16 protein-coding genes and 1 other RNA gene are annotated in these 19,184 nt (G+C 58.0%); 9 read left to right on the top strand and 8 right to left on the bottom strand.

The features are described 5' to 3' along the window. Nucleotides 1-6 precede the first annotated feature (6 nt). From AC5FXY_RS04410 to AC5FXY_RS04385, 6 genes are all read right to left on the bottom strand, one after another. Nucleotides 7-693 (bottom strand): cell division ATP-binding protein FtsE, encoded by a 687-nt coding sequence (locus AC5FXY_RS04410; protein ID WP_493555425.1) that lies wholly within the window; start codon nucleotides 691-693, stop codon nucleotides 7-9. 106 nt (nucleotides 694-799) lie between these two features. Continuing rightward, nucleotides 800-1,003, bottom strand: coding sequence for a fructose-6-phosphate aldolase (locus AC5FXY_RS04405; RefSeq protein ID WP_493555424.1), 204 nt, complete (start codon nucleotides 1,001-1,003; stop codon nucleotides 800-802). 95 nt (nucleotides 1,004-1,098) lie between these two features. Further along, the gene (gene fsa, locus AC5FXY_RS04400) at nucleotides 1,099-1,755 is read right to left on the bottom strand and encodes a fructose-6-phosphate aldolase (protein WP_493555423.1); all 657 of its coding nucleotides are present in this window, start codon (nucleotides 1,753-1,755) and stop codon (nucleotides 1,099-1,101) included. Nucleotides 1,756-1,854: 99 nt separating this feature from the next. Continuing rightward, nucleotides 1,855-1,952: signal recognition particle sRNA small type (gene ffs, locus AC5FXY_RS04395), an RNA gene on the bottom strand. 77 nt (nucleotides 1,953-2,029) lie between these two features. Next, nucleotides 2,030-2,878, bottom strand: coding sequence for a T9SS type A sorting domain-containing protein (locus AC5FXY_RS04390; protein ID WP_493555422.1), 849 nt, complete (start codon nucleotides 2,876-2,878; stop codon nucleotides 2,030-2,032). Nucleotides 2,879-2,974: 96 nt separating this feature from the next. Next, nucleotides 2,975-3,697 carry a hypothetical protein gene (locus AC5FXY_RS04385; protein WP_493555421.1) on the bottom strand — a complete coding sequence of 241 codons (723 nt, stop codon included), beginning with the start codon at nucleotides 3,695-3,697 and terminating at the stop codon, nucleotides 2,975-2,977. Between the two features lie 244 nt (nucleotides 3,698-3,941). Here AC5FXY_RS04385 and guaA point away from each other — a divergent pair, with 244 nt between their 5' ends. Then, complete coding sequence (gene guaA / locus AC5FXY_RS04380) at nucleotides 3,942-5,474, top strand: glutamine-hydrolyzing GMP synthase (RefSeq protein WP_493555420.1); 1,533 nt, start codon at nucleotides 3,942-3,944, stop codon at nucleotides 5,472-5,474. 124 nt (nucleotides 5,475-5,598) lie between these two features. Here the strand turns inward: guaA and AC5FXY_RS04375 are convergent, their stop codons facing one another. Both AC5FXY_RS04375 and AC5FXY_RS04370 read right to left on the bottom strand, forming a co-directional pair. Continuing rightward, entirely contained in the window at nucleotides 5,599-5,919 is a 321-nt protein-coding gene (locus AC5FXY_RS04375) for a DUF6686 family protein (RefSeq protein ID WP_493555419.1), read from the bottom strand. Between the two features lie 212 nt (nucleotides 5,920-6,131). Then, nucleotides 6,132-8,072, bottom strand: coding sequence for an ABC transporter substrate-binding protein (locus AC5FXY_RS04370; RefSeq protein WP_493555418.1), 1,941 nt, complete (start codon nucleotides 8,070-8,072; stop codon nucleotides 6,132-6,134). Nucleotides 8,073-8,723: 651 nt separating this feature from the next. Between AC5FXY_RS04370 and AC5FXY_RS04365 the strand changes: the two genes are divergently transcribed. From AC5FXY_RS04365 to AC5FXY_RS04330, 8 genes are all read left to right on the top strand, one after another. Then, complete coding sequence (locus tag AC5FXY_RS04365; RefSeq protein WP_493555417.1) at nucleotides 8,724-9,401, top strand: TetR/AcrR family transcriptional regulator; 678 nt, start codon at nucleotides 8,724-8,726, stop codon at nucleotides 9,399-9,401. Nucleotides 9,402-9,489: 88 nt separating this feature from the next. Beyond that, nucleotides 9,490-11,226 carry a peptidase domain-containing ABC transporter gene (locus tag AC5FXY_RS04360; RefSeq protein WP_493555416.1) on the top strand — a complete coding sequence of 579 codons (1,737 nt, stop codon included), beginning with the start codon at nucleotides 9,490-9,492 and terminating at the stop codon, nucleotides 11,224-11,226. 107 nt (nucleotides 11,227-11,333) lie between these two features. Next, nucleotides 11,334-12,740: an HlyD family secretion protein gene (locus AC5FXY_RS04355; RefSeq protein ID WP_493555415.1), complete on the top strand. Its 1,407-nt coding sequence runs from the start codon at nucleotides 11,334-11,336 to the stop codon at nucleotides 12,738-12,740. Continuing rightward, nucleotides 12,737-14,230, top strand: a complete 1,494-nt coding sequence (locus AC5FXY_RS04350) for a TolC family protein (RefSeq protein ID WP_493555414.1) — start codon at nucleotides 12,737-12,739, stop codon at nucleotides 14,228-14,230. The genes AC5FXY_RS04355 and AC5FXY_RS04350 overlap by 4 nt, the downstream gene beginning before the upstream one ends. Nucleotides 14,231-14,504: 274 nt before the next feature. Further along, on the top strand, nucleotides 14,505-15,188 hold the full coding sequence (locus tag AC5FXY_RS04345) for a DUF1361 domain-containing protein (RefSeq protein ID WP_493555413.1): 684 nt from the start codon (nucleotides 14,505-14,507) through the stop codon (nucleotides 15,186-15,188). Nucleotides 15,189-15,262: 74 nt separating this feature from the next. Continuing rightward, complete coding sequence (gene dgt / locus AC5FXY_RS04340) at nucleotides 15,263-16,636, top strand: dGTP triphosphohydrolase (protein ID WP_493555412.1); 1,374 nt, start codon at nucleotides 15,263-15,265, stop codon at nucleotides 16,634-16,636. A 113-nt stretch (nucleotides 16,637-16,749) separates the two neighbouring features. Further along, complete coding sequence (hemL, locus tag AC5FXY_RS04335; protein WP_493555411.1) at nucleotides 16,750-18,069, top strand: glutamate-1-semialdehyde 2,1-aminomutase; 1,320 nt, start codon at nucleotides 16,750-16,752, stop codon at nucleotides 18,067-18,069. Nucleotides 18,070-18,281: 212 nt separating this feature from the next. Further along, on the top strand, nucleotides 18,282-19,166 hold the full coding sequence (locus AC5FXY_RS04330; RefSeq protein WP_493555410.1) for a hypothetical protein: 885 nt from the start codon (nucleotides 18,282-18,284) through the stop codon (nucleotides 19,164-19,166). Nucleotides 19,167-19,184 lie beyond the last annotated feature (18 nt).

The following is a 19,184-nucleotide window of genomic DNA, read 5'->3' as shown; positions in this document are numbered from 1 at the left end:
GCTCTTCTACGAAGCTACCGTCAGGCCCTGCACCAGCTGCCCTTGTTCGCAACGAAACACGCGCTTAGGATAGCGGCGAATGATTTCGTAGTTGTGCGTAGCCATCAGCACGGCCGTTCCGGCATTGTTAATTTCCAGGAACAGGCGCATGATGCCATCGGTCACGTCTGGGTCGAGGTTGCCGGTAGGTTCATCAGCCAGCAATAGAAGGGGCTCGTTGAGTAAGGCGCGCGCGATTACCACGCGCTGCTGCTCTCCGCCCGAAAGCTGGTGCGGCATCTTACCGGCCACGCCACTCAGGCCGACGCGTACGAGTACGTCCTGCACGCGTTGTTTCATTTTGGCCTTTTCGCGCCAGCCCGTGGCCTGCAGCACAAATAGCAGGTTCTGCGCCACCGTACGGTCATAGAGCAGCTGAAAGTCCTGAAACACGATGCCCAGCTTGCGGCGCAGGTAAGGCACTTTCTCAGGCGCCAGCTTGCGCAACGGAAAACCCACCACCGAGCCCATACCTTCCACCAGCGGCAGATCGGCATAGAGCGTCTTTAGCAAGGAAGTCTTGCCCGAGCCCGTTCGCCCCACTAGATATGCAAATTCCCCTTTGCCCAACTCAAACGATACCTTCTGCAGAATGGTGTTGACATCCTGCATGATGTAAGCGTCGCGCAGCTCAATGACGGCCGGGGTATTCATGGCAGAGGTGGAAGCCTGTGGGGTAATGAGTTATATCTACAAAGCTTGTTTTCAGGCCACAAAGCACGCAGCTGGCGTTTGTTGAAAACAAACAGCCAGAGGGGGCCTAGATAGTCAGCGCCTGCAGCTTGCCGAATTCCAGCTCCGAAATCACCGCAGCCAATTCGGTTTCTTTGCCTTCCAGCCCGTAACGGTGCAGGTCCTTCAACGGCCGATCGGCGCGGAAGTAGGCAATTAGCACAAAGTCGTTGTCGCGGAGCTGTATGTAGTCCGGAATCTTGGCTTTGCCTTTGACTTTGATGATGTACATAGAGTTAGTTCTAAGTCCTGAGACGTGAGACATTGACAACCGGCTTAGCGGCCAGTTGTCTAACGTCTCATGCCCCAATTATCAGGTCTAACGCACTACGCGTTTACGCGCTTGTGGTCGGCCAAGAAGGTAGCCAAGCCTTTGTCCGTCAGCGGGTGATTCAGCAGGCCCGTAATTACATTGAGCGGGCAGGTCACCACGTCGGCTCCGATTTCGGCGCACTGCACCAAGTGCGGCACGTGGCGTAGCGAAGCGGCGAGCACCTGCGTGGGGTAGCCGTAGTTGCCGAAGATCTGCACAATCTGCTCGATCAGTTGCAGCCCGTCGTGTCCGATGTCGTCTAGTCGGCCGACGAACGGCGACACGTATGTGGCACCCGCCTTGGCAGCGAGCAGGGCCTGGCCAGCCGAGAAAATCAGTGTGCAGTTGGTTTTGATGCCGTTTTCGGAGAAGTGCTTGATAGCCTTTATGCCTTCCCGGATCATGGGCACTTTCACCACGATGTTGGGATGTAGTTCGGCCAGAGCCTCGCCTTCGCGCACAATTTCCTCGTACGTCACGCCGATCACCTCGGCCGACACGTCGCCGTCCACCATTTCGCAGATGCGCTTGTAGTGGGCCATCACGTTGTCGTGGCCGCCGATGCCTTCTTTGGCCATCAGCGAGGGATTGGTGGTTACACCGTCGAGCACGCCGAGCTCCACGGCTTCCTGAATGTCCTTCAGGTTAGCGGTATCAATGAAAAACTTCATCCGAAGAAAATGCTAGAAACGAAAACTGCCCCAAAGCTAACCGTTTGGCGGGGAAGGTGACTAACCTTTTACCGCACCGGAAACCTGGGGCTTGGACAAAAAAAAGCGAACCAGTATCGCACCGCTTCAACCACCTACCCTTGCTACCTTCCGGTCCTGGGGGAGTTCAGCGGGAGCTGGTCGTACTGATTCGCCGTTGCAAAGATACAACAGGGTTTCGGACTGAAACAAGCTTCAGCGCATAAAAACCCATACAAAAGCCGCTTCTCGGGTGCTATTCGCGCACAAAACGCTGGCTGATAGCACTTCCGTCGGCTGTCGTTTGCGTTAATACATATACCCCAGCCGCCAGATTGCTTACTGGCACGGCGATTTTGCCGCCGTTTGGCTTACTAGCCGGCGCTTGATATACCGTGCGGCCACTCAGATCGGCAATCCGAATGGCAGTAAATTGCTCGGCGGGCACGTTCAGGATGTCGACCGCCGGGTTGGGATACAGCGGCGTAATGGCTAGTTGCCGGTCGCGCACGCCCGTAGCAGTACCGAATACCAAGCGGATATTGGGCAAAAAATTAGTGGTGGCCAAGCTGGTGGGGGCGGCGGCTCCATACCCACGGCGGACACTGTTGCGGCCGGTGGAGGTGCCATAGGCCCAACGCGCCCGCGAAGCCAGCACGTTATTGGTAGTGCCGTTAATGCGCACCACCATCACCGACAAGTTTTCCGTGTTGTTGTAGGAAAAGGGTTGATTCAAGGCCACTTCCTGGTATCCTGCAGGGGTAGCGTTGGTGAACTTGCCTTTAAACACTCGCTGATAGCCCGTAGAGTCGACGGCACCGGCGCTAAACGCTGTATTCGGCGTTGTCTTGAGGTAGATTAGAACGTTGTCGAGGTCCAACAACTCCGTGCCGCTCGATTTGTCGAAGCCCAACCGGGTAATGCTGCCGGCTTGGTTGATCTGCGTTTGGAGATAAATCATTTCCGAAACCGAAAAAGGCTCAGCATGATTGATGGGCGACAGGGCCGAAATGGAAGTTCCCATGTTTATGTTGACTACTTGGGCGTGGGTAGCAACGGGTAGGGAAAGACCGACTGTGGCTAAGAACAGTAAAGACTTGAGCATGGGCAATGAGTTGGGTGAGGTTCAAGCTACACAGGATTATCAAATACCCTTTTGATCGGATGCGTAAAATCGAAAACCCACAGGCACGTCTAGATACTAGCGCCCGGGCGCCAGCCGCAAGGCCATACCAAAACTGAGTTGGGTGGCGTAATGCGCGAAGGGGTACTCCTGCCCATCCAGTTCGATTTCAGAGGCGACGTTCAACAGGCTGCGCTCGTACCGCGCCGTGAGGGTCACCCGCCCGAGCTCCATTCCGGCTCCGGCCTGAAATGCTAAACCAGTTCGGCGCATGCTTTGGCTGATGCTGCCGATGATGCGCCGCGTGTAAGCTTGTTCCTGCCGTTCGTAGCCAGTAGGTATACGATTGGAAAGCACCGGTCCACCCAGTACTAGCAGCCACCGATTTAGTCGATAGCCAACAGGCAAGGCCAGGTTAAGGCGTTGCCAATCTTGCGCGTTGGCCAGTACTGAAAAGTCTTGTTGCGCGGTGGGGCCGTTTGCGGCGCTGTTAATAGGAGCCGTGTTGTTGATAAAGTGCCAGCTTTGATTGCGTGAGTAGGAAAACTCTGGCTGCAGCAACCATTTACGGTCGGCACCGAAGTTGTGCCGCGCCCAAAAGCCGATGCGGAAGCCTTGCGAAGGTGTAGTCAGACGAGGTACCACCCGGTACTGCCCCACCCGGTAGCTGGGGCGGTGATTGGTAACGCGGAACAGGTCGTGCCCCATGAGTATACCGCCCTGCCAGGCGGAGTGCGGTGCCGAATTTTGAGCGTAAGCGGCCGAGCTGCTCAAGAGCAGCAGGAGTAAAAGTTTTTTCAAGCTATTCTGAGGTAAACGGAGTTCGGGGTATCCAGTAAAAAAACAAATTATCCGCGCGCCAGACAAGCCGAAAATCACATGAATACATGTTTATCAATAAATTACAGAAGGCTCTTTGCCGCATCCTACTTGCCCCCGCAAGGGCTACCAAACTGAGCAGTTGATGGCATGTAGACGAGCAGAAATAGCTCGCCAACTGCTTCCGGGGGTTGGATAGGTTCGCTTTGGCGCCCTACCTTTGCCCATGCCTCAACAGATTTTGATCCTTGATTTCGGGTCGCAGTACACGCAGCTGATAGCGCGGCGCATCCGCGAGCTGAACGTCTTCTGCGAAATCCACCCCTTCACGCACGCCCCGGACCTCACTGAGGATATCCGGGGCGTTGTGCTTTCGGGTTCGCCCTGTTCGGTGCGCGACCCGGAAGCTCCCAACCCCGACCTGAGCCAGTACCTGGGCCGGGTGCCGGTGCTGGGCGTGTGCTACGGCGCCCAGTTGCTGGCCTACCAAGGCGGTGGCGAGGTGCTGCCTGCAACCATTCGCGAGTACGGCCGCGCCCGCCTCAGCCACATCGAGCGGCACCACCCACTGATGCGCGACCTGAACCTCGATTCGCAGGTATGGATGTCACACGGCGACACCATCAAGGTGCTGCCCGCTGGTTATGACATTATTGCCAGCACGCCAGAAGTAGCTGTGGCCGCGTTCCACATCGAAGGCCAACCGACGTACGGTATTCAGTTTCATCCGGAGGTAACTCACTCCACTGAAGGCAAGCAGTTGCTGCGCAATTTCGTGGTAGAAATCTGCCAGTGCGCCCAGGACTGGACGCCTGAGCACTTCGTGGACGGCTCGGTGGCGGCGCTGCAGCAAATCATTGGCCCCGATGACCAAGTAATTCTTGGCTTGTCGGGCGGAGTAGATTCGTCGGTGGCGGCGCTGCTGCTGCACCGGGCCATTGGCACGCGGCTGCACGGCATCTTCGTCAACAACGGCCTGCTGCGCAAGGAAGAATTTGAGAGTGTGCTCCACTCCTACCAAGGCCTCGGGCTTAACGTGACCGGCGTAGATGCCTCCCAGGAGTTCTACGCCGCGCTAGCAGGCCTCTCCGACCCTGAACAGAAGCGCAAGGCAATTGGTCGCACTTTTATTGAAGTATTTGACCGCGAAGCGCACAAGGTAGAGGGCGCCCGATGGCTGGCGCAAGGCACAATTTATCCCGACGTAATCGAGTCGGTATCGGTGAAGGGCCCGGCCGTGACCATCAAGAGCCACCACAACGTGGGCGGCCTGCCGGAGCACATGAACCTGAAAGTGGTAGAGCCGTTGCGCATGCTCTTCAAAGATGAGGTGCGCGAAGTAGGCGACGCTTTGGGCCTGCCCCACCACATCCTGCACCGTCACCCCTTCCCCGGCCCCGGTCTGGGCATCCGCATCCTCGGCGACATCACGCCTGAGAAGGTGCGCCTGCTGCAGGAGGCCGATGCTATTTTCATTGACGCCCTGCACCGCACGGGCCTTTATGAAAAGGTATGGCAAGCCGGCTCCATCCTGCTACCTATCCAGAGCGTAGGGGTAATGGGCGACGAGCGGACTTACGAGCAAGTGGTAGCCCTGCGCGCGGTAACCAGCGTGGACGGTATGACCGCCGACTGGGCGCACCTCCCCTACGAGTTCCTGGCCGAGGTATCGAACCGCATCATCAACCAAGTGCGCGGCATCAACCGCGTGGTGTACGACATCAGCTCTAAGCCGCCGGCAACGATTGAGTGGGAGTAAGGGCCGCAGCAAGACATGCAGCAGAAGTAAAAAGCCGCTCCGGAAAACCGGAGCGGCTTTTTGTTGCTTGGATCGAGCCGTTAACCTAAGTATCAAGACCATACTGCACTTCAAAACGCTTCTACTACCCCTGCAGCAGTTCCTCGGCTTCTAGAAATAGCGCGGTGCAATCGAGCAATTCCACCAGTTCCGTAAGCTCAACAAATGTGAACACGAAAGCCATGCGCGTGGCAGGGGTAGGTATGGCAATGCAGCGAGCCTCCGGGTCGCGCACTGGTCCGGTAGCGTATTGACGGTAGGCCTCCGCGACGCGCTGCCTGAACTCTGTCAGTTCAGCCGGGGTAAGGGCCATTCCTACATTCCCAAAGTATAGATGCATGAAACCCACCGCCCGAGGGCAGCGCGCTGTGTAGCCGAACGCATTGTGGTGAAGTACTTGTGCCATGCTTGCTCCATTGCTGGTAGGGAAGCAAAGATATAGGCACTGGTCATTGGCGTCAATATTTATTTAGAATTAATTTAAATAACAAAGCTGTATCATTTTCGCATGATTATACGCGCCAAAACCGATTGCATAAAAGCAGTGCCGCGGCTGTTGACCGCGGCACTGCTTTTTAACTACTATGAAGCCTACAGCTTGGATTGACAAACCTAGTTTCAGCGCAAGCCCACGGGGTTTTGTACTTCTACTTCCAGGCGTTCTAGCTTGGTAATGGGAACATATTGGTTGTCGCGGGCTTGATTTGGGTAGCCGATGCCTTGGAACAGGAAACCTGAAACGGCTCCTGAGCTACCCAGTCCTTGCTGGAAGGCCGGGCCATGCAGGTGCAGTTGATTACCGAAGTAGTAAAGCAGCTCAAAGCCCGACGCGGCAATTACCGAAGGTGGTAGATTCAGTCGCTGGGTATACAGCTGCCGGAAGCGCCGCGCACCGGGCAGGCTTTCGTCAAGGTATTTGGCGTGGATGAAATAAACGTCGCGACGGTCGAGCTGCCCCAGGCTGAGGCTGGAGTTGTCTAGCCAGGCGGCATGCGTAAGCAGCGGCACCGTTAGGCCTTGCGTTTGCATTAGCCCCAGCACGTAGGGCCCGGCTTTGCGGTGAGTAGAGGCTACTACCAGGTGGCCCGCATTTTTAAGGTCCACTCCCCCGAAACCGGCGTTCAGTGCATCGGAGTTGTCAGAGTCGATGCTGCGAACGGCCAGAACCTTGCCGCCCAGTGCCTCAAAGGCCGCTTTGTAGGCCTCGGCAAAAGTGCTTTCGTCGCGGGTGTTTTCGTAGAAGACAACAGCCGGACGGGCCGTTCCGAAGCTGCGGAAGGCATAATCGGCCGCCATACGCGCCTTCGTAGTAATGCTCGGCTCAAATAGGTAGTACCAGGCGTTGTCTTGCACCAAAGCCCCGTCCTCCGACAGTGGGTTAACGGCCACAATCTGGTTTTGCTGCGCGTAGCGGGCCAGAATCTTCGCACCTGATTTGTAAACCGGCCCGATTATCATGTCCATAGATGCTAGTTCCGGCAACTGCAGCACTTGCTTGAGCTGCAGCGTATCGGCGCCCGTATCGTAAGCGAAAAGGTTGAGGCTACGGCCTTCGCGCTGCAGTGAGTCCTGAGCGAGCTTCATGCCGGCGTACAGATCGTTCACAAACTGCAGCCGGCGACGGGTTTCCCAACTCGGGTCGTTGAATTCGAAGGGTAACAGCACGGCTACGTTGTAACTGCTTTTCTTCTGAGGGCGCGGGCGCGGGGTGTAGCGGGTACGATCGAGGCTGAACTCTTGTACTAGCTGATCCAGTTGGGGGCGGTCGGCTTCGGTATACAGGCCGCCGAACACCAGCTGCTCGGCGTAGGCCTGAGCTACTGCCGTGTCTTGCGGATGGCGCCGCACGAGGTTTTGCCAGAGTGCCTTGTCGCGCAAGCGGGACAGGTAAGTGGCCTTCATAGCTCGCTGCTGAGCGCGTAGCTGCCCGGCCGGAATCTGACCTAGCACGCGCAAGGCATTGTCAGGCTCGCCTTGCTCAAATGAAACCTGCGCCTGCAAAAAGAATGCGTCGCTCAGGCCAGCCCATTGCGGGTACTCGTTGCGAAGCAGGTTAAGCATCTGTTCAGCCTCGGCCCATTTGCGGGCTCGGCTAGCGGCTACCGCGTAGAGATAAGCAGCCTCCGGGGCGCGGGCAAACTTGGCAGCCGGTGCCGTAAGCGGCAAGAGTTCTTCCATAGCCAGTTCGTGCCGGCTTTGCTCAATCAGAGTCTTACCGTTGCGGTAGCGCGTGTCTGGGTCTTGCGAACCAAGGTTTGCGGGCAGGGGCGTAGCAGCCTTGGCTGGTTTGGGCGCAGCCGGGCTGGCGGTACTGGTAGTCGTGGGCGTTGCGGCTGGTTTGGTGGTAACGCTGGTAGCCGGCTTAGTGGTAGTAGTGGTAGCGGGAGTTGCCGCTTTAGTAGCGGGTGTCGTCGCCGTTTTATCAGTGGCCTTGGTTGGAGTGGTTGCTAACTTGGGCACGGTAGCCGCTGGGGCCGGTGCCGCAGGTTTGGTGGGAACTGGCCGGGTCGTGGTGGGCTGCTGAGCCAGCGCTGGCAGCACGCGCAACGATGAAGCCACAAGCAAACACGCAAGGAAAGACCACATAAAGCAAACAGGTCAACTATCGGAACAAACGAGCTACTGCACAGCAGCCCGACGGGCAAAGGTACGCAGATAGCCCAGGCAGCGATACATGAGCTTATTCAGCAACTTTTTTACATGATAGTAAAACTATCTTATTAGGAAGCATGTATATATTTGCGCAGTACTTAATGCTGCACCCGTTATGGAAACTGCTGTTGTCGAATCAGCTTCATTTGTTCCCAGCCACCATTACAGTACGAGACTTACTGCTCCTATCACTGGCGCTGCCGCTTTTTGGCCTGTAGGTAGCAACCATCAGGTGCCGCAACAGGATAAGTTTTCCCTGCAACAAAGCTTTCTAACGGCGGTTTGCAGATCAACCAACCCGATAAGTTGCATGTGTTCGACGGGCGGGGCGGCTTTTTCTGAGCTAAGGAAGATTGGGTTTTAATGAAGCTTTAAGCTCGCCTTAATCTTAAGTTAAGCTTGGCCACTTCCCTTTGTACCCGGATGGAAAACTGGCTAGGGCGCGCACAGCCCTCCACCAACGGTTGCAAGCGGCTTACGTGACTTTTCTCCGTCTCTTCGTTTGGCTGCCGTACCTGATGTGCTTGGATAGCCTCACCCCTCCACTGGTTTCAACTCATGCTTACCACCCTCCGTCCTGAGCTCAACAGCAAGCTATACCTTCGCGACCCTCAGGAAACTGACCTCGGCCGCAAAATCGTTGGGGAGAGCGTCCGCCTCATTGACGAAATCGGCTTTGAGCAGTTCACCTTCAAGAAATTGGCTCTACAAATCGGCTCTACGGAAGCTTCGCTATACCGCTACTTCGAAAACAAGCACCGGCTGCTGGTATACCTCGTTTCGTGGCATTGGGCGTGGCTGCGCTACCAGATTCGCTTCCATACTCACAACGTAGCCGATCCGGCAGGACGGCTGCGGCTGATCTTGAGCATCATCACGCGGGCCCACCGCGACAATGCTGCCACCATTGAGCTGGATGAAGCCGCACTTTACCGTATCGTGGTAGCTGAAGCTTCGAAAACGTATTTGACGCGGGAAGTAGACGCGGTTAACCGCGAAGGTTTTTACCGCGAATACAAACATCTGGCCGCCGACATTGTAGCCGTGGTGCAGGAAATCAACCCCGATTATGCCTACCCCCATGCCTTGGTGAGTACCTTACTTGAAGGCGCCCGTAAGCAGCTGTTCTTTGCTCAACATCTTCCTTCCCTTACGGATACAACCGATGGAACTTCGGCAGAGAATAGTGTTATGCTCTACCTCGAGCAATTGGCCTTTGCGGCACTTGCCAAGTGAACGGATGGATCTAAGTCAGCGGTTGAGGCTGACTCCTGCCCTCTTCTACCCATTACCTCCACCTCAGACAACCGCTTAGCTTTTTTTCATGGCTGACGCCCCCTCCACTGATTCGCTTCGCCCCGGCCAACGCCTGTGGCGCTTACTCGGAGCCGAGCGCCGCGACATCACCTATTTATATACGTATGCCGCGCTGGCTGGCCTGATCAACCTGTCGTTGCCTTTGGGTGTGCAGAGCGTTATCGGCTTTATTTCGAGCGGTGCCGTAAGCACTTCCCTCATCGTGCTGATTGCATTTATTGTAGTAGGCACTTTGCTAGTGGGCGCCCTGCAGGTGATGCAGGTGTATCTGGTCGAGTTTGTGCAGCAGAGATTATTTGCCCGTATTGCCTTTGACTTTGCCGTGCGACTGCCGCGCGTGCGCACCGAAGCTTTGAAAGGTGAATACCTGCCCGAGCTGATGAACCGACTGCTCGACACGCCTACCCTGCAAAAAGGCCTGGCTACGCTGCTGATTGAGTTTTCGGCTGCTGGTCTGCAGATTCTGTTCGGCCTGATTCTGCTTTCGTTTTACCACCCCGTCTTTATTGTATTCGGCTTGTTGCTGGTAGGTCTGCTAGCCTTGCTGCTGCGGGCCACCGGCAAGCGCGGACTGAGCACCAGCCTCACCGAATCGAAATACAAGTACCGGGTGGTAGCATGGCTGGAGGACGTAGCCCGCACGGTGCACACGTTCCGCCTGGCCCCGCGCCGCCCGCTGGTGTTAGGCCGCACCGATGAGCTAGTGGAAGGCTACCTGAGCGCCCGTAAGGAGCACTTTAGGGTATTGCTGACGCAGTATTACGGTTTCGTAGCGTTCAAAACGCTGATTACGGCGGCCCTCCTCATCATCGGCTGCTGGCTGCTGGTGAGCCGCCAAATCAACATTGGTCAATTCGTCGCTTCCGAAATCATCATCATCCTGACTATCGGGGCAGTGGAAAAAGTGCTCGTAAAACTAGACGTGTTCTACGACGCCCTTACTTCCATCGACAAAATCGGCCACGTGCTGGATCTGCCCGTAGAGGAAGACCGGCCCAACGTGGGCCTGTCGCTCCCCGAATCGACGCAGGGCTTGGTAGTAGAACTGCGCGATGTGCATTACCACTACCCCGAAGGCCGCCAGCCGGCACTTGCGGGCGTATCGCTGCGGCTAGCTGCTGGGGAGCACCTCGGGCTGGCTGGCTTCGATGGTTCCGGCAAGACTTCGCTCATGCGCGTGCTGGCGGGCCTGCTGAGTGATTACAAAGGCATTGTCACTTTCGATGGCGTGGCTTTGCGCGACTTGTCGCCATCGGCTCTGGCTGAAGTAGTTGGGGAGAATATTTCGCACCAGCACTTGTTTTCCGGCACAGTGCTCGAAAACCTGACCCTCGATCAGCCCGACATCACCCCGGCCGATGTGGCGTGGGTGCTGGAGCTGGTGGGCTTGCGCGACTACTTCTATTCCCGCCCGTTGGGCCTGGCCACCATGCTGGGGGCCGGTATCCCCATCCCCGACCACATATCGCAGAAGCTGTTGCTGGCCCGCGCCATCGTCCGCCGCCCACGCCTGCTATTGATCGACCATTTCCTGCACAACGTAGAACCCGCCGAGCGTCTGCGCATCCTCGACCGCCTCATGGCGCCTGAACAGCCCTGGACGGCCATCTTTGCCTCCAATGATTCGTACCTGCTGGCCCATTGCCCGCGCACGGCCTTACTGCGCGACGGGCGCATCGTAGCCGATGGCGCTTACAACGAAATATCGCAACATCCCGAGCTGCGCCGCTTTCTCTCTCACTAAAACGAACCGCAGATGAACGTGTGGTAGGTATCCAACGCTTAATTCTGGCCTGCCTCCCTCGTGATTCCCGGCTCTTTGCTCCCTGAGCACCTCAATTAGATTCCATCATGCCCTTCGCTGAGCATCCCCTTTCCGAAACGCACCCTAACATAGGACGTTTTCGCTCTTTTGCGCAGGTACAAACGCCCCGCGCGGCCCATAACCTCGCCCGATGGGGCGCAGGTATCGGCTTGATTGTTCTGGTAGCGGGCTTTCTCCCCTGGACGCAGAACATCCGTTCCAGCGGTACCCTCACCACGCTGCGTCCGCAAGACCGCCCTCAAACCGTGCCGACCACCATTGGCGGCCGCATTGAGCGGTGGCGCGTACAGGAGGGCCAGCTCGTGAAGAAAGGCGATACACTGGTCGACATCGTCGAAGTAAAAGAAAAGTACTTCGACCCCGAATTACTGGCCCGTACGCAGGAGCAGCTGGAGGCCAAGCAGTCGTCTTTGCGCGAAAACGAAGCCAAAGCTGCCGCCCTCGGTGACCAGCAGGATGCGCTGCGCACCGGGCTGCGCGTGAGCCTCGACAAGGCCCGCAACAAGGTGCGCCAGTCGCAGCTCAAGGTGCGCTCCGACTCCGCTGAGTTGGTGGCCGTGCGGGCTGACTTCGCCATTGCGCAGGCGCAGCTGGATCGTCAGCAGAAGCTGTACGACCAGGGCCTGAAGTCGCTGACCGAGCTGGAGCAGCGCCGCCTGAAGTTTCAGGAGGTGACGGCCAAACTCCAATCGGTGGAAAACAAGTTGGGTGGCAGCCGCCAAGAGCTGATCAACTCCCGCCTGGAGCTGGCTTCGCTCGGGGCTGAATACCAGGACAAGCTGGCCAAAAGCGAATCGGACCGGCGCTCCACTTTGTCCTATCAGTTTGACACTGAGGGACAGATTGCCAAGATGCGTAACGAATATGCTAACCTGAGCATTCGTTCGGGCTTTTACCGCATTACGGCTCCGCAAGACGGCTACGTGGTGCGCGCCCTGAAAGCTGGTATCGGCGAAATGATCAAAGAAGGCGAGGCCATCGTGACGGTGATGCCCTCCAAGCCCCAGCTGGCCGCCGAGCTGTATGTACAGCCCATGGACATTCCGCTGCTGGAGGTGGGCCGCAAGGTGCGCCTGCAGTTCGATGGCTGGCCGGCGCTGGTGTTTTCCGGCTGGCCCGGCTCCAGCTTCGGCACCTTCGGCGGCCGCGTCGCCGTCATCGACAACCTGGATAGCCAAGGACGCTACCGCATCTTGGTCACCCCCGATCCAGACGCCGAGCCCTGGCCCAAACCTTTGCGCGTGGGCTCGGGCGTATATGGCTGGGCCTTGCTGGACGATGTGCCCATTTGGTACGAACTCTGGCGGCAGCTCAACGGCTTCCCGCCCGACTTTGTGGGCTATGAAGGCGGCATGGCCACCGGCAAGGATGACAAAGGCAGCAAAGGCAAGGACAAGGGCTCCAAAGAAAGCTCCGACGAAACCGAACTATGACCACCACCCGCCGCTACTGGCTGACGACGCTGCTGGGCTGCTTCCTGCTGGGAGGCAGCTGGGCCGCGCCGTTGGTGGCCACCGCGCAGCCGCCGGTGTCGGAGGCTTACCGCGCCCCACAGGATTCAGTACCCACATTCTCCCTCGGCGACTTGCTCACCATCGTGGGCGAGCAGCACCCGGTGGCCCGGCAGGCTGCCATTCAGCCCGAACGTGCCCGCCAGGAAGTACGGCAGGCGCGCGGCATGTTCGATCCGCTAGCTACCAGCAAGTTTTACCGCAAGGAATTCGGAGGCAAGGATTACTGGAACCTCTGGGACAATACGTTGCGTGTACCTACGTGGTACGGCCCCGATGTACGTCTCGGCTACGAGCGTAACGTAGGGCCGCGCATCAGCGAGCAAGATGCTACGCCGGGCGCCGGCCTTACCTATGTAGGTCTTTCGCTACCGCTGGGCCAGGGCTTGCTGATGGATGAGCGCCGCGCCGCTGTGCGCTCGGCTCAGGCCATGGTGACGCTAGCGGAAGCCGAGCGCATCGCGGCACTAAACAAACTGCTGCTCTCGGCCGTGAAAGAATACTGGAACTGGACGCTGGCCTATGAACGGCGGCGCCTGCTGCAGGGTAATTTTGAACTGGCCGACATCCGGTACCGCGCCGTACGTGAGCGGGTACGCCTTGGTGACCTGGCCGCCATCGATTCAGTGGAAGCCCTGACAGAGTTGCAAAACCGCCGCGCCCAGCTTATTCAAGGCGAAGTGGAGTGGCAAAACGCCACGCTCATCCTTAGCAACTTCCTCTGGGACGAGCAGCAACGCCCCCGCGAGTTGCCCACCACGGTGCGCCCGCAGCCCCTGCCCGCCGCCTCGGCCTGGACGGCTGCCCCGTCCGTACCGCTGGAGCAATTGGTGGAGCAGGCCCGTCAGCAGCACCCCGATCTGCTCAAGGCCCGCGCCAAGTTGGAGCAGCTGGGCGTGGAGCGCCGGCTGTACCAAAACAAGCTGCTACCCAAGCTTTCTGTTGACTACAACCTACTCTTGACCGGCCAGCCCTTCAATGCCGAAACCGGCTACGGCCCCGATCCGCTGTACTCCAATAACTACAAGCTGGGCGTAAGCTTTGCCTACCCGCTTTTCCTGCGCCAGGAGCGCGGAAAGCTACAGGTCACGCAACTCAAGATTCGGGAAACCAACCTCGGCTTGGATCAGACCTCGCGCGACATTGCCACGGCCGTACGCGCTACCGCCAACGACCAACGCGCCCTCAGCGAGCAGCTGCGCGTGCAGGAGCAAGTGGTGCAAAACGCTGAACGCTTGCGCAACGGCGAGCAAATTCGGTTCGAAAACGGCGAAAGCTCCGTTTTCCTGCTCAACTCCCGTGACGCGTCGTTGCTATCGGCTCGTACCAAGCTGGCGGAGCTGCAAGCCAAATATGCTCAGACGCTGGCCGGCCTGCGCTTCGCGGCTGGCAGCGCGCCTAACGCGGATTAAGCGCCCTGGCCTTTGGGCAACCAAGATGTACGTTCTACCGAGCGCCGCCAACCTTCAGGTTGGCGGCGCTTCGTTTTACCTCCGCTGTCAGTTAATGAGCGTAGGTAGCACTCCACTATTATAAGGATTGTCGATGCATAGCCGCCGTAAAATTCAGCCTTTGCTTGTCCGAAAGGCGCATACAGCTGCTGCTTTGCGCGGCCTTTATCCAGCTAATTATATACGAAGGTCCAGTCCGTGTGCGTTAAGCCGCTTCGCTCTATTTACCTCTGCTATGCTAAGCTTACCTGCCGCCACTCCCGAGGCCCTGCGCCAACGTTTCAGCCTTGTGCTAGTGCTGGGTGCCTCCCTAGCCCTGAGCACAGTGTTGGTGGTGTTTCGTGTCTTCTGGACGCACCAGATTACGTTCGTGTTTCTGCTGTGGAATCTGTTTTTGGCTGGTATCCCGCTAGGCCTTTCGCTGATGCTGAGCCTTATGACCCCGGTCCGGCGCCAGCGCCTGCTGCTGCCGGTCGGTATGCTGTGGCTGCTGTTCTTTCCTAATGCACCCTACATCCTGACCGATCTGCTGCACCTCGGCAAGTACGCCGGCGTGCCGTTGTGGTACGACCTAGCCATGATCCTGAGCGCCGGCTGGACCGGCTTAATGCTCGGATATGCTTCTTTGTTTGACATGCAACGCTTTGTGCAAGAGCGTCTGGGCAGCGGTGGAGGCTGGATATTTAGCGTGGTGGCGCTGTGGCTGAGTGCCTTTGGCATTTACCTCGGCCGGTTTTTGCGCTGGAACAGCTGGGACATCGTCACCAATCCCTTCAGCCTCGCTTACGATATTGCCGACCGGTTACTGCATCCCACGGCACACCCACGGGCTTGGGGCATGACGCTGCTTTTTGGAGCCTTTTTGCTGCTGGGTTACCTAACATTACGCGCCTTGGGCCGGCTGCAGGTAGCAGAATAAGTTGTTCCCCATGGGGTAAGACTCTGCTTCCTTATCTTGCCCGCTGCATGAAGCTCGCCTCCTCCCCCACCCCCATGACTTGGCCGCGACTGCTCTCGCGCCGCCGCTACCCCGAGCAACCTCAGCTGCACGTCGTCTCCGATGCGGCGCCCGTGCGCGGCGCTTTTGTGGCTGATTACGACCGCGTGGTGTTCAGCTCCGCGTTTCGCCGCCTGCAGCGCAAAACCCAGGTAATGCCGCTGCCCGAAACCGACTTCGTGCACACCCGCCTTACGCACTCCCTCGAAACGGCTTGTGTAGGTCGCTCCCTGGGCCGCTTAGGCGGGCGCTTGCTAATGGAGCAGGACGAGGACCTGACTGCGCAGCTCCCCTATTTCGATGCCGATTGCGGCGACATCGTGGCGGCGGCCTGCCTGGCCCACGACATCGGCAATCCGCCGTTTGGGCACTCCGGCGAGGACGCTATTTCGGCTTATTTCGCCAGTCCCACCGCCGAACCGTTTGTGCGCATGCTCACCAGCGCCCAGCGCGCCGATCTGCAACGTTTCGAAGGCAATGCAGCCGGCTTCCGCGTCCTTACGCATACCTACGCGGCTCATAGCTCCGGCTCGGCTGGCCTGGGCCTTACCTACGCGGTACTCGGTGCCTTTACCAAGTATCCACGTCCTTCGGTGGTGGAGGAAAGCCTTAAAACGGGCGGCGCCAGCGAGAAAAAGTACGGCCACTTCCAAACCGAAGCAGCCCGCTTCCGGCACGTTGCGCATGATCTGGGCCTGCTGCCCAAGGCTGACGAGAGCGGCTTTTACCACCGCCACCCTCTGGCATTTTTGGTAGAAGCCGCCGACGATATTTGCTACCGTATTATTGATTTTGAAGACGCACTCAAGCTGGGCCTGATTCCGCAAGAGTTGGGCCTGGGGTTGCTACGAGAGATGCTCGCCGACCCCGCCGACCGCCCCCGTAGCGTGCAGTGGTACGACTGGCGCGAGGAACTCGGTTACTTACGGGCCCGCCTGATCGGAAAGCTGGTGGCCGAAACCGCCCAGCTATTCGCAGAACATGCTCCTGCCATGCTCCTGGGTGAGTACGATGCCTGCCTGATCAAAGAGCTGAGCTGCTGGCAGGCACTGCAGGAAGTCCAGAAGCTCTCCGTAACCAACCTGTACCGCAGCCGCCCGGTGCTGCAGATCGAAGCAGCCGGCTTCGAAGTGCTGGCCGGCCTGCTCGACGCCTTCCTGCACGCTACCTTCGATCCGGCGGCTAGTTCACGCTCCAGCAAGCTGCTCGATCTGGTGCCGCCGCAGTTCCGTGCCATTGAGCGGCAAGCCGGACTGTCGGCCTACGAGCAAATCATTTTGCTGACGGACTATGTTGGTTCGCTCACCGATCAAAATGCCCTTAGCCTGTTCCGCACCATCAAAGGCATTGACCTGCCGAAAGGCTTTTAAGCATCGGCCTAAATAGCCAGCCATGGTACAGCTAACGCAATCTGCCGCCATCTGAGGGCTATCTTTGCCACGTTCTGCCGGGACAAAATGCCCCCTTCCATTGTTACAAAAACATGCAACAGACTTCTGTAACTGACCTCAACCTCGCCACCAGCGACCAGCTATTCACTCGCGCCAAAGACTTGATTCCCGGCGGTGTAAACTCGCCCGTTCGCGCCTTTCGCGCCGTGGGCGGCCACCCCGTGTTCATGAAATCGGCGGAGGGTGCCTGGCTGACCGACGTGGACGGCAACCGTTATTTGGACTTTATCAACTCCTGGGGGCCCATGATCCTGGGTCATGCCCCGCAGATCGTGTTGGAGGCAGTACAGAAGGCTTTGCCCGATTCCCTTTCGTTTGGGGCTCCTACCCGCCGCGAGGTGGAGATGGCCGAGCTGATCTGTCAGATGGTACCCAGCATCGAAAAGGTACGGCTGGTGAATTCAGGCACCGAGGCCACGATGTCGGCTATTCGGGTGGCGCGCGGCTATACCGGCCGCGACAAAGTGCTGAAGTTTGAGGGCTGCTACCACGGCCACGGCGACTCGTTCCTGATTTCGGCCGGCTCAGGTGCCCTTACCCTTGGCACGCCTGACTCGCCCGGCGTCACCGAAGGTGTAGCTAAGGACACGCTCACGGTGCCTTTCAACAACCTCGACGCCGTACGTCAAGCCATCGAAGCCAACCCAAAGCAGATTGCGGCCATTATTCTGGAGCCTGTAGTAGGCAACATTGGTCTGGTGCCGCCAGCTGAAGGCTTCCTCCAAGGCCTGCGCGAGTTGTGCACCCAGCACGGCATCGTACTCATTTTTGATGAGGTGATGACTGGCTTCCGCCTTGCTCGCGGCGGTGCGCAGGAGCTCTACGGCATCACGCCCGACATGACTACGCTAGGTAAAATCATTGGTGGTGGTATGCCCGTAGGCGCTTACGGCGGTCGGGCCGACATCATGGACAACGTGGCCCCCGCAGGCAAGGTGTACCAAGCCGGTACGCTATCTGGCAACCCCGTTGCCACTGCGGCCGGTATGGCCCAGCTGCGCTACCTGAACGAGCACCCTGAAGTATACGAGCAGCTCGAACAAACCAGCGCCCGCCTCGCCGAAGGCACTTATGAAATTGCCGCCGAGTTAGGCCTGAATTACACCGTCAATCGCGTCGGTTCGATGTGGAGCGTGTTCTTCACCCAGCAGCCCGTTACGGACCTGGCATCGGCCAAGACCTCGGACTTGGAGGCTTTCGGCCGTTACTTCCGCGCCATGCTCAACCGCGGCATCTATCTTGCTCCGTCGCAGTACGAGGCCTTGTTTGTTAGCACGGCTGTTACCGCCGATTTGGTTGATTTGTACCTCAGCGCCTGCCGCGAATCAATGCGCGAGGCCCACAGCCTGTAAAGTGCCAGTCTTCGAATCTTCACAAAACGCCCGGCTCAGATGAGTCGGGCGTTCTGCTTCTATACCTATTAGCCCTCATTCATCTTGGAATAGCTCAACTTTCGCAGCGGCTTTGACTTTTGAAACCAACCGAGCCCGCAATCAATCCACGAAATCAGTGTCATCAATAGAATCAGCGGTTTACCTTTGTCCAAACTGTTTGCCTGCCCGTTATGCCTTACCGCTACCGTTTTGGGTTTTGGAGCCTGTTGATTGTGCTGTTGGTTGTGCCGTTGGGTTTGCTTGCTCAGCCCCAAAAGACCGCCGCGCAAAACAAGCAGCTCTTCGACCGTGCCGTGGACGAAATCAATTTTCGCACCATGGAAACCGTCTATGACAAGACGTTTACTCGCCGCAAGTTCCCCGTGACTTTGCGCACGGCCAAAGCCCGCAAAGAGTTCGACGACTTTTCTGGCCGCGACGATATCAAAACGCTCTTTCACAACTACAACGGCGTGGCCGAACGCTACAAAAATCGATACGGCCAGGGCCGTACCGATCTGGTTGAGTTCGATAAGCAGTTGAGCGGTATACTCGTTGACCGCAACTTCGAGTTCTTTATTCGGGTACTGCCGCGCGACGAACGCGTGGCCCTGATTCGCTCGCTGCAGCGCTACATCAAGCAGGCCAGCGCGCAGTTTAATGCTTCGGAAGACCCCCAGCCTGAGGAGTTGCTGGCTGATGCTGCCAATGTGCCGCCCGCCGACGTAGACGCCCAAGCTGAAGAGCCCATCGCCAAGCCGTTGGAAGACCCCGAACCGCAGACCGAAGTCATAACCGCTTCACCATCCGGTAGCTTGCGGCCGCGCCCCATTGGTGAATACAGTGCCCCGCGCCACGACTGGGTCGACTATGTCACGGTATTTTCTTCGGTTTTTTCGCTGCTGTTGGTGCTTTACCTAACGATGTCCGTCATTCCCAGCCTGCGCGCTCAGATAGAAGCTTTAACCGCCGAAGCGGAAATCAGCGAGGAGGAAGAAATAACGCCGGCTCCCAAACGACGCGCCACTGCGGCCCTGCCCGCCGACCGCTACGAAGACGACGAAGAAGAAGTCTAACTCCTTTTAATGCTCCCC

It is taken from the genome of Hymenobacter sp. FMD4 (assembly GCF_058932745.1).
Note: the sequence above shows the minus strand (reverse complement) of the source record. Positions and strands in the feature narration are given on the sequence as shown.